The sequence below is a fragment of the Micromonospora xinjiangensis genome, assembly GCF_056150165.1.
The window spans coordinates 111046-124480 of sequence record NZ_JAXCFO010000012.1; the positions used below are offsets into that span (position 1 = coordinate 111046).

Annotated in this window: 11 protein-coding genes; 3 read left to right on the forward strand and 8 right to left on the reverse strand. The window is 73.7% G+C overall.

Translation table 11 applies throughout. From position 1 onward, the window contains the following. The 3 genes from SM573_RS28960 to SM573_RS28970 form a co-directional block, all read right to left on the reverse strand. On the reverse strand, nt 1–1437 hold the full coding sequence (locus tag SM573_RS28960; RefSeq protein ID WP_474614905.1) for a sensor histidine kinase: 1437 nt from the start codon (nt 1435–1437) through the stop codon (nt 1–3). Between the two features lie 9 nt (nt 1438–1446). Next, entirely contained in the window at nt 1447–2103 is a 657-nt protein-coding gene (locus tag SM573_RS28965; protein WP_474614904.1) for a response regulator transcription factor, read from the reverse strand. A gap of 194 nt (nt 2104–2297) precedes the next feature. Further along, nucleotides 2298–2609 (reverse strand): hypothetical protein, encoded by a 312-nt coding sequence (locus SM573_RS28970; protein ID WP_474614903.1) that lies wholly within the window; start codon nt 2607–2609, stop codon nt 2298–2300. Between the two features lie 310 nt (nt 2610–2919). Here SM573_RS28970 and SM573_RS28975 point away from each other — a divergent pair, with 310 nt between their 5' ends. Then, the gene (locus tag SM573_RS28975) at nt 2920–3462 is read left to right on the forward strand and encodes an acyltransferase (protein WP_474614902.1); all 543 of its coding nucleotides are present in this window, start codon (nt 2920–2922) and stop codon (nt 3460–3462) included. Nucleotides 3463–3546: 84 nt separating this feature from the next. Here the strand turns inward: SM573_RS28975 and SM573_RS28980 are convergent, their stop codons facing one another. From SM573_RS28980 to SM573_RS28995, 4 genes are all read right to left on the reverse strand, one after another. Beyond that, on the reverse strand, nt 3547–5292 hold the full coding sequence (locus SM573_RS28980; protein ID WP_474614901.1) for a CDP-glycerol glycerophosphotransferase family protein: 1746 nt from the start codon (nt 5290–5292) through the stop codon (nt 3547–3549). A gap of 200 nt (nt 5293–5492) precedes the next feature. Next, nucleotides 5493–6776 (reverse strand): nucleotide sugar dehydrogenase, encoded by a 1284-nt coding sequence (locus SM573_RS28985; RefSeq protein ID WP_474614900.1) that lies wholly within the window; start codon nt 6774–6776, stop codon nt 5493–5495. Nucleotides 6777–6780: 4 nt separating this feature from the next. After that, complete coding sequence (locus SM573_RS28990; RefSeq protein ID WP_474614899.1) at nt 6781–8349, reverse strand: glycosyltransferase family 2 protein; 1569 nt, start codon at nt 8347–8349, stop codon at nt 6781–6783. Further along, entirely contained in the window at nt 8346–9974 is a 1629-nt protein-coding gene (locus SM573_RS28995) for a glycosyltransferase family 4 protein (RefSeq protein WP_474617497.1), read from the reverse strand. The genes SM573_RS28990 and SM573_RS28995 overlap by 4 nt, the downstream gene beginning before the upstream one ends. 244 nt (nt 9975–10218) lie before the next feature. Here SM573_RS28995 and SM573_RS29000 point away from each other — a divergent pair, with 244 nt between their 5' ends. Next, on the forward strand, nt 10219–11403 hold the full coding sequence (locus SM573_RS29000; protein ID WP_474614897.1) for a hypothetical protein: 1185 nt from the start codon (nt 10219–10221) through the stop codon (nt 11401–11403). 46 nt (nt 11404–11449) lie between these two features. Here SM573_RS29000 and SM573_RS29005 read toward each other — a convergent pair whose 3' ends face one another. Beyond that, nucleotides 11450–11869: a hypothetical protein gene (locus SM573_RS29005; RefSeq protein WP_474614896.1), complete on the reverse strand. Its 420-nt coding sequence runs from the start codon at nt 11867–11869 to the stop codon at nt 11450–11452. Between the two features lie 453 nt (nt 11870–12322). On the opposite strand from SM573_RS29005, the gene wecB reads away from it, so the two are divergent. Then, nucleotides 12323–13408 carry a non-hydrolyzing UDP-N-acetylglucosamine 2-epimerase gene (gene wecB / locus SM573_RS29010; protein WP_474614895.1) on the forward strand — a complete coding sequence of 362 codons (1086 nt, stop codon included), beginning with the start codon at nt 12323–12325 and terminating at the stop codon, nt 13406–13408. Nucleotides 13409–13435: the final 27 nt, after the last annotated feature.

The following is a 13435-nucleotide window of genomic DNA, read 5'->3' on the forward strand; positions in this document are numbered from 1 at the left end:
TCAGCCGGCAACGGCCGGCGACCGCGGCGGCGCGAGGTCCGCTCCGGTGGGGTCGGGCTCCGGCTCGCTGTCCGGACCGGGGAACCAGAGGCCGGCGACCAGCCCGCGGGGCGTGCCCGTCCGCATCGTGAGCCGGCCGTCCGAGGCGTCGACCAGCACGGCCGCGATGGTCAGGCCGAGCCCGGCACCCTCCATGTTCTGCACGTCCGGCGCCCGCCAGAAGCGCTCCGTCGCCTGACCGAGCTGACTCTCGGTCATCCCCGGACCGTTGTCGCGGACCTCCAGCGCCACGCCGCCGTCGCGGGCGGCCACGGTCACCGACACCTCTCCGCCGGCCCCGCTGAACTTGACCGCGTTGTCGATGAGCGCGTCGAGGGCCTGGTCGACGGCGGTCGGCACGGTCCGGGCGTAGGCCGGCGCGTCGGTCGTGACCAGGCCGAGCGTGACCGAGCGGTGCCGGGCCAGCGGCCGCCACGCGGCCACCCGGGACGCGGCCACCTCGGCCGCGTCGACGGTCACCCGCTCGTTCTCCTGACGCTCGGCGCGGGCGAGGGTGAGCAGCGCGTCGAGCACCAGCGCGAGCCGGTCGGTCTCCTCCAGGGCGAGTCGGTGCTCGGCCCGCCCCTGCGGGTCGGTGAGGCTCGGGCCGAGCTCCTCGACCCGCAGGCGTAGCGCCGTCAGGGGGTTGCGGAGCTGGTGGCTGGCGTGCGCCACGAAGGCGCGTTGGCGGTCCATCACATCGGACACCGCGTCGGCCATCGTGTTGAAGCTGGCCATGAGCCGGCGCAGCTCGGGTGGGCCGAGGTGGTGCTGCACCCGGGCGTCGCGGTCACCCTCGGTGATCTCGTGGGTGACCGCGTCCAGCTCGGTGACCGGGCGCAGCACCCACCCGGCCAGCCCGAACGCGGTCAGCACGCAGGCCAGCACGGCGAGCAGACCGATACCGGCGAGCAGCAGCCACCAGGCCGTGACCGTGCGGCGCACGGCGGTGGCGGGGCTGACGGTGACGACCGCGCCCAGCACCTCGCCGCCGTCGTTGATCGGCACCCCGACCACCACCGGCCCGTCCACCCACGGCCACACCGAGGCGGGGCCGGTGACCTGCTGGCCGGCGAGGGCGGCGTCCAACGCCTCCGGCGTGCCCGCGGCGGCCTGCCAGCTCGCCGAGGCGACCACCGTGTTCCGGTCCCGGTCGACCACGGCCGCCCCGATGCCGTAGAGCTCGTCGTAGCTGCGCAGCTCGCTCTCGAGTGGGCCGACGCTGCCGCCGCGCAGCGCCGGGCCGGCGAGCGAGGCGAACCGGGTGGCGTCGGCGAGCCGGTCGGCCCGGACGCGGTCGGTCTCCCGGGTGGTGAGGGTGATCGCGAGCGGGGTCTCCAGCGCGATGAGGACCAGCACCATGAGCAGCAGGTAGCTGATCACCAGCCGACGACGCACCGACCCACCTCACTCGCTCCGCAGCCGGTAGCCGATGCCCCGCACGGTCTCCACCAGCCCGGGGTTGCCGAGCTTGCCGCGCAGCGACCCGATGTGCACCTCGACGGTGTGCCGGTCGGTCCAGGTGGTGCCCCACGCGTCGAGCAGGATGCGGTCGCGCGGCACCGCCACCCCGGGCTGCCGGGCCAGGGAGAGCAGGACGTCGAACTCCTTGCGGGTGAGGGTCACCTCCCGGCCGGCGACGCTCACCGTCCGCGCGGCGACGTCGATGCGGACCGCCCCGGCCTCGATCAGGTTCCGCTCCGGCACGGCCTGCGCGGTACGACGCAGCACCGCCTCGATGCGGGCCTGCAACTCGACCATCGAGAACGGCTTCACCACGTAGTCGTCGGCGCCGAGTCGAAGGCCGAGCACCCGGTCCCGCTCCTCACCCCGGGCGGTGACCGCGATGATGCCCAGCTGACTGCTGCGCCGACGCAGCTCCCGGCACAGGTCGGTGCCGTCCCCGTCCGGCAGGGTCAGGTCGAGCAGCACCAGGTCGCAGGGCGCGGCCGAGAGCGCGGCCTCCGCGGTGGCGGCGTGCTCCACCTGGTAGCCGCGCCGGGTCAGCGCGGACGACAGCGCGGCGGCCACCCGACGATCGTCCTCGACCAGGAGGATCCGCACCCCTGCCTCCGTCCCTCGATCCACTGTCCCCGCATCGTGGCAGACGGGCGCGCCGACCGGGAGTCCCCGGTCGTCCCGGGAAGTCGGAGCGGATCGGGCAGGTCGCGTCGGGGCCGCACGGTCCGGCCGCCGCCGAGGGCGCGGGCGGACGCCGCGGGGGACGCTGTCGCCCCACCGCGCGCGGCGTGCCGGGGTCAGAGGCCGAAGACGTCGTCCGACACGGCGTCGTGGACCCCGTCGACGAAGCCACGGAACCCGGGGTCCTCGTGGCTGGCCGGCACGCTCGTCACGTTCTCGCCGGTCGCCTGGGTGACGGCGTCGACCAGGGGGGCGTAGTCGATCTCGGCGTCGGTGAACGTGTCGTCGTCCGCCTGCCCGAGGTTGATCACGTACTGGACGTCCTCGGCCGCGGTGTCCGGGTCAGCGGCCCACTCGCCGCCGGCCCGGTAGCACTCGTCGTAGACGGCTCGCTGGCCGTCGGTCCAGTCGTCGTCGTAGCTCTGCATCGCCATCCCTCCGCGAGCCCTCCCCCGAGCATGCCGGCTGCGAACGCGCGAGCGCGGGTGTACGCGCGAACCGGCCCGCCGGAAAGGCCCCCGACGGCGCACCGGCCACCATGCGGGGCGCGGCCCGCGGCCGCCCCGGTGTCGCGGCCACGCCCCGCGGCGGTCGATATGCTGCGTCGTGCCCGCGCGCCGGATCCGATGCCCGGGGCGTCCGGGTGGTCCCGGCCGGGACGGGCACGCGGCGGTCAGCCGCCGTGGTCACCCCGGCACCGACGGCGCGGCGGCGCGCCCTGTGACGATGTGAGTTGAGATGACTGACAGCAACGACCGGTCCGCTTCCGTCTTCGTGCACCCGACGGCCGACGTGGAGGACGGCGCCAGGGTGGGCGACGGCACCAAGGTCTGGCACCTGGCCCACATCCGGTCGAGCGCGCGGGTCGGCGCCGGCTGCGTCATCGGCCGCAACGTGTACGTCGACGCGAACGTCACGGTCGGCGACCGCGTCAAGATCCAGAACAACGTCTCGGTCTACCAGGGTGTCACCATCGAGGACGAGGTCTTCGTGGGCCCCAGCGCCGTCTTCACCAACGACTTCCGACCCCGGGCGCAGAACCCGGACTGGACCATCACGCCGACGCTCGTCCGCCGGGGCGCCTCCATCGGCGCCAACGCGACGCTGGTCTGCGGTATCGAGGTCGGCGAGTACGCGATGATCGCCGCCGGGTCCGTGGTGACCCGCGACGTGGCGCCGTACCAGCTGGTGGCCGGCAACCCGGCCCGGCCGAAGGGCTGGGTCGACGAGAAGGGCGAGGTCATCTCGCGCGACGTGGCGAACCCGCCGCGGCGGGACTGACCGGAACGCGGGCGCCGGCACGGGCGTCCGGCACACGACGGCGGCCGGCGAGCGTGTCCCGCTCACCGGCCGCCGAGGTGTGGATCAGGCGCAGAGGCGGTCGACCTCGGCGCGGAAACGATCCATCGGGTTCGGTTCGTCCGGGCCGAGGAGGTACGCCTTCAGCTCCCGTCGCGCCTCGGTCATCGGGTCGTCCCCCGCCCGGGTGACGTCGAGGATCTTCCCCAGCTCGCCGCAGTCCGCGGAGAGCAGGTACGCCGCGCGGGCCGTCGGGAACGCGCGACGGAACTCGTCCTCCGGCAGGCCCGCCGGGTTGGCCACCACGTACGGCCGCTGGCTCTGCACGAAGTCGGAGACCACGCTGGACACGTCGCTGATCAGCAGGTCGGTGACGTTGAAGCAGTCGAACAGCGCCGGGATGCGGCCGGTGACGACCAGGTGGGCGGTGCCGTCGAGCGAGGTCGCGTCGACCTGGCCACCGGCCGCCGCGATCATGGCGACGATGCGGTCGTTGACCGCCCGGGCCTTCGCCCAGCGGCTGCCGGTGAGCGGGTGCGGCTTGTAGATCACCCGCACCTTCGCGTCGAGCAGGCTGGACACGATGCGCTCGCCCATGGCGACCAGCGAGGTGTGGTACGGATCGTCGTCCAGCCACCCCTCCCAGGTGGGGGCGTACAGCACGGTGAAGGGACGGTCGGTGCGGGCCGAGCCGAACGTGTGCACACCGGCCAGCTGCGGCCGGCCGACCTCGACGATGTCCTGGTCGCGCACGCCCACCCCGGCCCGCGCGTAGCGTTCCCGGCCGGCGGGGCCGGCCACCCAGACCTCGTCGTACACCTTGCTGTAGGGGTTGACGCTGGCCTGCTTGTCGCTGTCGCCGTGGCCGACGAACACGTGCTTGACGCCCGGTTCCCGCAGCATGTGGATGTTGGCGCCGACGTTCGCGGCGTAGAGGGCGACGCGGATCGAGCGGAGATCGAGGTTCATGAAGTCGACCCCGGCCGGCACACAGATCACCGGCAGCCGGGTGTCGGCCAGCGCGTGGAACGCCTCCTCGGTGCGGAGCAGCACCACGGCCCGGCGACCCGTCGCCTCCACCGGGGCGAGCCACATGTTCGCCTGGTAGACGTCCTTGCCGGGCCCGGCGAAGTAGAGCGCCACCTCGGGGCGCTCCCGGGCCATCCACGCGTACACGGCGGGCAGCACGCCGGGCGCGCCGCCGCGCCCCCGCAGCAGGGTGAGCGTCAGCACCGCCCCCGTGGCGAGGCCGGCGGCCAACGTGACCAGACCGGTCACGACGACCGGAGCGACCCCGTCGACCAGCGCGGCCGCCACGGCCGCCGGCGGCAGCAGGAAGTTGAGCAGCGGCATCCGCAGGCCGGCGACGCGCTGCGCCCAGGCGGGCGGCACCGGCACCCGGCGTACCGACCCGAGGTCGATGTTGCGGGTGAACGCCGGCGTGGCGGCCCGGCCGTCGACGACCCGGTGCAGGGCGGTGGTGCCGACGGCCACGGTCCAGAGCGCGGCGGGCACCAGCAGGACCCCGACCGTCGCGGCGACGCCGGGCCGTACGGTGCTCACGATCAGCAGGACGACCGAGAGGTCGCGGACGAGCCACCGCCAGACGGGCCCGAGCCCGGCCTTCTCCAGCAGCGCGCCTGTCTCGGCGAACCGGGTGGCGAGGGCGAACTCGCCGGCCAGCACGACCAGCGCGGCGACCGCGAACGGGACCACCCAGCCGAAGACGCCGGCCAGGACCATGACCCCGTAGCCGAGCAGGGTCACGCCGACCGAGGCCATGCCCTGTTGGCTCCGTACTCTGCTGAACAACGGCACACTCCTGTCCGTTCACCGGGAGATGAGGTTCGATACGGCCGCTGCGACCTTAAACGGGGCAAGTATCACAAGTATTGCCGGGGTGTCCGGCGGGTGAACGACCACGGGAGCGCGTCACCCCTGGTGCCCCGGGGGTCGCGCAACGCGACGGGCCCCGACCGCGCGACGGCCGGGGCCCGTGTCGGGTCGGTGGGTCAGCCGCCGATGACCACCCGGCGGACGCCGGCCCAACGGGCCGGGTCGGTCACCCGCCGACCGTCCACCAGGACGGTCACGCCGGGCAGGTCGGCCGGGGCGAGGGTGCGGTACTCGGCGTGGTCCGCCTGCACGATCGCGGCGCCGAGCGGCTCGCCGTCGTACGCGGGCAGGCCGTGGGCGACCAGCTCGTCGTTGGTGTACATCGGGTCGGACACGTACGGGCGGGCACCCCGCTGCCGCAGCGCCTCGACGGTCGGGAAGACGCCGGAGAAGGCCGTCTCCTTCACGCCGCCCCGGTAGGCGGCTCCCAGCACCAGCACGCCCACGTCGGTCAGGTCCCCGTAGGCGGCGGCGAGCAGGTCGACGGCGTAGTCCGGCATCGCCGCGTTGGCCTCGCGGGCGGCGCGGACGACGGTGGCGGCCGGGTCGTTCCAGAGGTACATCCGGGGGTAGATCGGGATGCAGTGGCCGCCGACCGCGATGCCGGGCTGGTGGATGTGGCTGTACGGCTGCGTGTTGCACGCCTCGATGACCTTGGTGACGTCCACGCCCACCGTGTCCGCGAAGCGCGCGAACTGGTTCGCGAGCCCGATGTTGACGTCCCGGTACGTGGTCTCGGCCAGCTTGGCGAGCTCCGACGCCTCGGCCGAGCCCAGGTCCCACACCCCGTTCGGGCGGTTGAGGTCGGCCCGCTCGTCGAAGTCGAGGACCGCCTCGTAGAAGCGCACCCCGTGCTCCGCCGACGCCTCGTCGATGCCGCCCACGAGCTTGGGGTAGCGGCGCAGGTCGGCGAAGACCCGGCCGGTGAGCACGCGCTCCGGGCTGAAGACCAGGTGGAAGTCCGTGCCGGCGGTGAGGCCCGAGCCCTCCTCCAGCATGGGCGCCCAGCGGTTGCGGGTGGTGCCGACCGGCAGGGTGGTCTCGTAGCTGACGAGGGTGCCCGGCTTGAGGCCACGGGCGATGGCCCGGGTGGCGTCGTCCATCCAGCCGAAGTCCGGCACGCCCTCGGCGTCCACGAACAGCGGCACGACCACGACGACCGCCTCGGACTCCGCGACCGCGGCGGCGGTGTCGGTGGTGGCGGACAGCAGCCCGGCGGCGACCGCCTCCTTCAGCTTGACGTCCAGGTCGGCCTCGCCGGGGAACGGCACGGCACCGTCGTTGACCAGCTGGACGACCCGCTCGGAGACGTCGGCACCGATCACCCGGTGCCCCTTCGAGGCGAACTGCACGGCGAGCGGCAGGCCGATCTTTCCGAGCGCGACGACGCAGATGTTCATGGAACTACTTTCCTCCAGAGGGCCAGATACGGCGCAGGCGGGCAAGGAACCGGCGGGGCGTCACCGGAGTGATCGCGACGATCACCTGGCCCTTGTGGTTGGTGGTGGGCGTGACGAGGTGGAGCCGGACCCCGTGCCGGGCCAGCAGGCGGGGTGCGGCGAGCGGGCGATCCGTGCGCAGCGGCGCGGAGCCGGTCCCGCCCAGGGCGGTCACCTCGGCCCGTACCATCCGACGCTCCCCGTTCGCCGCGACGCCCGGGAGCAACCGGTCCATCGCGAAGTCCGCCCTTACGACGGTACCGGCATCGCCCGGAGTGACCGATGTCACTCCGGTCAACTCTCCGAGGCTCACCCGGACCGCCTCGGTGGGGAGGTCGGCCAGCTCCGCCCAGCGGCTCCGCGCGGTGACGACCAGCGTACGGCCGCCGGTGGGGTCGTAGCCCCAGGCCAGTTCCGTGGCGGTCATCGCGGCCAGCATCGTCGCGGCCCGGTCGGTCACGTCGTACCACTCGTCCGGGTAGCCGAGGGACGGGTCGCGGAAGCCGACGTAGTGGCCGTACCACCGGTCGCCCTCCACGGTCACCTCCGGCGGCGTCGAGTGGGCCTGCTGCCCGATCAGCTCGCGCAGCCGGGCCAGGTCGGCGTCGCGGGCGACGACCAGCCGCAGCCGCAGGTCGGGGGCCATCCGCGCCAGCATCGCGTCGGTGAGGTACGCCTCGGCCAGTTTCCGGATCCGGCCGTGCACCTGCTGCTGGACGTCCCCGTCGAGACCGAGGAACTCGGCGCGCAGGAGCTTCGCCACCTCCCAGCTGAAGTGGCGCAGCAGGATGGCGTCCCGCCGGGTGCCCGGTTCGATGAGGCCGGCGACGAAACCGACGAGCTCCTCGGCGCAGCGCAACCGCTCCTCGAAGCGGCTCGCGTAGGTGATGTTCTGCGCGTTGTCCCGCTTGACCGCGTAGTAGTAGTCGTAGTCGGCGAGGACGGAGATCTTCCTCGCCCGGTAGCAGGCCTCGAGCGTGAACGGCTGGTCGCTGCCCATCGGCATGTCCGTGCGGAAGCGCAGCCCGTGCCGCTCGATCAGGTCCCGCCGGAACAGCTTCGTGTTCGACAGCGACCAGGGCATCGCGCTGTCGAACAGGTCCACCTGCTCGCGCGTCTGTGCGTAGATCGCCTGGTGCACGTAGCGCTTGTTGGTGCCGATCATCCGCCCGAGCACGACGTCGGAGTCCCACCGGTCGGCCGCGTCCACCAGGCGCTCCAGCGCCTCCGGCCCGAGGTGGTCGTCGGAGCCGATGAAGAACACGTACCGGCCGCGAGCGTGGTCGAGGGCGCGGTTGCTCGGCGCGGCCGGACCCCCGGAGTTGGGCTGGTGCAGCACCCGGACCGTGCCGGGGTAGCGCTCCGCGTACCGGTCCAGCTCGGCGCCGCTGCCGTCGGTGGAGCCGTCGTCGACGGCCACGACCTCCAGCCGGTCCAGCCCGATGGTCTGGCCCACCAGCGAGTCCAGGCAGGTGGTCAGGTACGGCATGGTGTTGTAGACCGCGACGACCACCGTCACGTCGGGCTGGCTCACGCCCTCACCTCCACCGAGGTCGGTGCCGCGGCGGAGGCCGGGTCGGCGGCGGGCACGGCGCGCGGCGGGGCGTCGGGCAGCAGCCGGGAGTAGACGGCGTCGAGCACCTCCGCCTGCGCCTCCCAGGTCCAGCCGGCCAGCAGCCCCGGCCGGTCGTACGCGGCGCGGTACCGCGCCGGGTCGGCGAGCACCGCGGTGACCGCCCGCACGAAGTCGGCCACGTCCTCGGCCGTGAACACCTCGCCCTGCCCGGTCTCGCGGACAGTCTCGGCCATCGTCCGGACGTCCGAGACGACCAGCGGCAGACGGGCGTGTGAATACTCGAAGAACTTCGTGATCAGCGCGATCTCGTGGTTCGGCCAGTGCTGGATCGGGATCACCCCGACCTGCGCCCCGGACAGGAACGGCACCACCTGGTGGTGCGGCACGTACGGCAGCACGTGCACCCGCCCGGCCACGCCCAGCTCCGTGGCCCGCTCGACCAGGCCGCGGACGTACGCGGAGTCCGGTTTGTTGACCACGAACGCGACGTGCGCCTCGGGCAGCCGGGGAAGCGCCTCGACCATCACACCGAGACCGCGCTTGGCCGCGGCCACCCCGCTGTAGACCAGCAGCGGCGTGTGCGGCCCGACGCCGCAGAGCGCCCGGATGTCCGGCACCGGCTCGGCGGGATCCGAGGGCAGCTCGGCCAGCGCCGGGGCATTGAGCACGACCGCCGGCCGCTCCGCGAGCCCGTGCTCCCGCTGGAGCAGGTCGGCCAGGCCGCCCGAGACCGTCATCGCGGCGTCGGCGTACGGCACGTACTCCCGCTCGTGGGCGACGTTGCCCGGCAGCCAGCGGGCGTTGTCCCGCCACGGCTGCACACCGGGGAGGTACTCGTGGGCGTCCCAGACCAGGGCGACGCGACGCCCCTGCGCGGCGGCACGGATCTTGGCGCGGGCTCCGACGCCGATCATGCGGAAGTCGTTGGCGTGGATCAGGTCCGGGGCCAACTCGTCGACGACCGGGCCGTAGGCCAGCTCGTAGTCCCACAGGCCCGGCTCAAGGCGGCGCCAGGCGCCGTCGCCGCGCAGCTTCTGCCAGAACAGCGTGTACGCCCGGTCCCAGGGGCCGTCGAGCTTGCGGCCGCGCCGGGCCTGGTTGAGCTGCCGGTTGCGCAAACCCACCCACTTGCGGGTCAGGCCGGCGACCTTCTCCTCGGCGCGCAGGGCGGCCCAGGAGAGGCCACCGGGCCGGCCGGCGCCGGACTCGCGTGCCGCGGCGGTGAGCAGCGCCCGCCGGACCTGGAGGTCGGCGCGCCAGGCCTTGACCGACTGGGTGCGGTGGGCCGCGACGCCGGTGGGCGGGTAGGCCAGCGGCCGGCGCAGCCAGGCCCGGCGGAACTCGTGCCGTCGCCGGGCCAGCGGCTCGGGCATCGGGATCAGGCGGACCTCGGCGTCGCCGAGCCGCCAGCTCTGCGGCTTGCCGCCCGCCGGCGCGCGCCCGAGGAGGACGACGTCCCAGCCGGCGTCCGCCGCCGAGCGTGCCGCCTTCTGCACCCGGGAGTCACCGACGACCCCGTTGTCCACCAGCATGACGACCCGTCCCCGGGTGGCCGCCGCTGCGGTCCTGCCGTCAGATGCCATTCCTGTCCGTTTCGTGTCAGCCAGCACCGCGCCCGCGGGACCCGGGCGAGTCTACGACAACCGGGGCACCACGCCCGCCCCGCGCGGCCTACGCGTTGCCCGCGGAACCGTACCGGTTGCTAACCTGCATTGTGGTCGACGACCGGTGACCGCTGTGCCTTCCGGAGGCCATCCCGGGCCGGTGGCAGCCTCCTCCGTGCGCGCCCCGACCGTCTTCCCCGCGACAGCGCCAGACAGGACATGAATGGACGTGGTGACGACCGGCGAGCGCCCTTCGCCGTCGACGGAACCGACCCCCGCCGAGGCACCGGCGTCGCGTGCCGGCCTCGCCCACCGGCTGCGCGCCGCCACCTGGTTGGCCCTGCCGGCGCTCGGCGCCTACGCGGCGACGCGGGTGGTCGGCGGGCTGGTGCTCTACTTCTGGGCCCACGCCGGCGACCACAACCCGGTGGGCTACCTCACCCGCGCCGACGGCACCTGGTACCTGCGGCTCGCGGAGCACGGCTACGACGGCTACGAGAAGTTGCAGAGCAACATGGCCTTCTTCCCGTTGTATCCCGGTCTGACCGCTCTCCTGGAACCGCTCAGCCCCTTCGACCTCCGCGGGACCGCACTGCTCATCGCCTGGGCCGCCGCGCTCGCCGCGGCGTGGGGGCTGTTCGCCGTCGGCAACCTGCTGCACGGCAGGGGCGTCGGGATCCTGCTCGCCGCGCTCTGGGGGGTGCTGCCGCACAGCATCGTCCAGACGATGTCGTACACCGAGGGTCTGTTCACCGCGCTGGCCGCCTGGACCCTGTACGCGCTGCTGCGGGAGCGCTGGCTCACCGCCGGCGTGCTCTGCCTCTTCGCCGGCCTGACCCGACCGACCGCGTCCGCGCTGATCGCCGTGGTGGGTCTGGCCGCGCTCGTCGCCGCCGTCCGCCGGCGCGACGGCTGGCGACCCTGGGTGGCCATGGTCCTCACGCCCGCCGGCTGGCTGGGATACCTCGCCTGGGTCGGCTACCGGACGGGCCGGCCGGACGGCTGGTTCCACATCCAGGACGCGGGCTGGGGCACGAGCTTCGACTTCGGCGTCGACACCGTGCGGCGGGCGCAGAAGGTGCTGGGCGAGGCCTCGGCGCTGGAGATGTACATGGTCACCGCGGTGGCGTTCGTGGCGGTGCTGCTCTTCGTGCTGAGCGTGCTCGACCGGCAACCCTGGCAACTGCTGCTCTACAGCGGCCTGTTGCTGGTCACCACCCTCGGTGCGGCCGGCTACTACCACTCCAAGGCGCGGTTCCTGCTGCCGGCCTTCCCGCTGCTGCTCCCGCTGGCGCTGGTCCTGGCCCGGGCCGGGCGGGCCCGGGCGGTCACCGTGCTGACCGGCCTGACGATCCTGTCCGCCTACTTCGGCGGCTACCTGCTGATCCTCTGGAAGTACTCGCCGTAGCCCGCCGCCGGGGCCGCCCACCGGTGGGCGGCCCCGGCGGCCGTCGTCAGCGGGTGTAGGGGCCCACGTCCCAGAGCCACACGTCGTCGACCCGCCGACCCGGGCCGTACATGGCTTCGAGCACCGTCTTGAGGTCGTCCGCCCGGCGCACCCGGTCGGGCAGCACCACCGCGTCCGCCTTCCAGTGCGCGACGTCCGCCTTCGCCTGGGCGATCTCGTCCGTGCTGAGCGCGGTGCCCCGCTCTCCCCGGGAGACCGCGGTGAGCACCTTCGCGGTCGGCTGCGGCTCGACCCCCCACCGCCCGGTCGCGTCGGAGTCGGAGACGGGCCCGAGGAAGTAGCCCTCGGGCCCGCGAAACCGGCCGCGCTCCAGTAGATCGACGTCATCCCGTACCCAGGCGCGACGACGGGCACGTTCCGCCCCACATCGGTCGCGTCGCAGGGAACAAACCAGAAAGATCGGCATCGCCCGGAATCCTACGGCTCAGACCGGGGACTCGCATCGGTCACGGTCGCGGCGGACAGGACGGAATCGGCTAGTGTTGTGCCCCGTGTCCCGTTACCGGGTGATTGTCGTCGCGCCTGGAACGGGGCGGCCGGACGCGCCGCGTCCACGGGCCGGTTCCGCGCCGATGCGACGCCGACCGCAACCGCCGTCCGACGCCGAGCCGCACTACTATTCCAAGGGCCGTCGCCCGGCCGGCGGGTCCGTGGCCGACACGGCCGTTCGAGCCGTCGACGGGGCGCGCCACCCGCCGTGGTCGTCCCCGTGTTCGCCGGGGACCGGCGCCACCACAGCTCCATAGCCAGTTCGTCCCGGGACATCACGACGGCGAGGTGACCCTCGCCGCCCGGCCGTGCCCCGGCAGTCAGCACCGACCCGTTCGTCGCCCCCGCCCCAGATCCGAGGAGTCAGGTAGTGAAGGTCGTCAGCATCGTCGGCGCCCGACCGCAGTTGGTGAAGCTGGCACCCATCGCCGCGGCGTTCGCGGCGGACGGGATCGAGCACGTGATCGTGCACACCGGCCAGCACTACAACGCCGACCTGTCCGACGTCTTCTTCTCCGGCCTCGGCATCCCCGACCCGGACGTGCACCTGGGCATCGGCTCCGGCAGCCACGGGGTGCAGACCGGGCGGACGCTGGCCGCGCTGGACCCGGTGCTCGCCGACGCGCACCCGGACTGGGTCCTGGTCTACGGCGACACCAACTCCACCCTTGCCGGCACGCTGTCGGCGGTGAAGCAGCACCTTCCGGTGGCCCACCTGGAGGCCGGGCTGCGCTCGTTCAACCGGCGGATGCCCGAGGAACACAACCGGGTGCTCACCGACCACGCCGCCGACCTGCTGCTCGCGCCCACCGAGGAGGCGGTCCGGCACCTGGCCGCGGAGGGACTGGCGGCCCGGTCGGTCCTCGTCGGCGACGTCATGGTGGACGTCTGCCTGCGGGTCCGGGACGACGTCCTGCGCGGCGGCCGGCCCGAGCCGGCGCTGCCCGAGGGCATCGACCCGCGGCAGCCGTACCTGCTCGCCACCCTGCACCGCGCCGAGAACACCGACGACCCGCGACGGCTCGCCACCCTGCTCGACGCGCTGGCCGACCTGCCGGTGCCGGTGGCGCTGCTGGCACACCCGCGGCTGGTCGCCCGGGCCGAGGAGCACGGGCTCAAGCTGTCGCGGGGCGCGCTGCACGCCGGCCGGCCCCTCCCGTACGCCGCCATGGTGGCCGCGGTCCTCGGCTCGGTCGGCGTGGTGACCGACTCCGGTGGCCTGCAGAAGGAGGCCTACCTGCTGGACCGCCCCTGCACCACCCTGCGCACCGAGACCGAGTGGGTGGAGACCCTCGACGGCGGCTGGAACGTCCTGGTGTCCGACCCCCGCGAGTTGGGCGCGGACTGGGTGACCACCGCCACCCGACCCGCCCCGGAGACCCCGCGCGGCACCCCGTACGGCGACGGGCGGGCAGCCCGGCGCGTCGCCGAGACGTTGCGGAACCACGTGGCATGACGGCGTCCCCCCTCCTCACGATCGGCT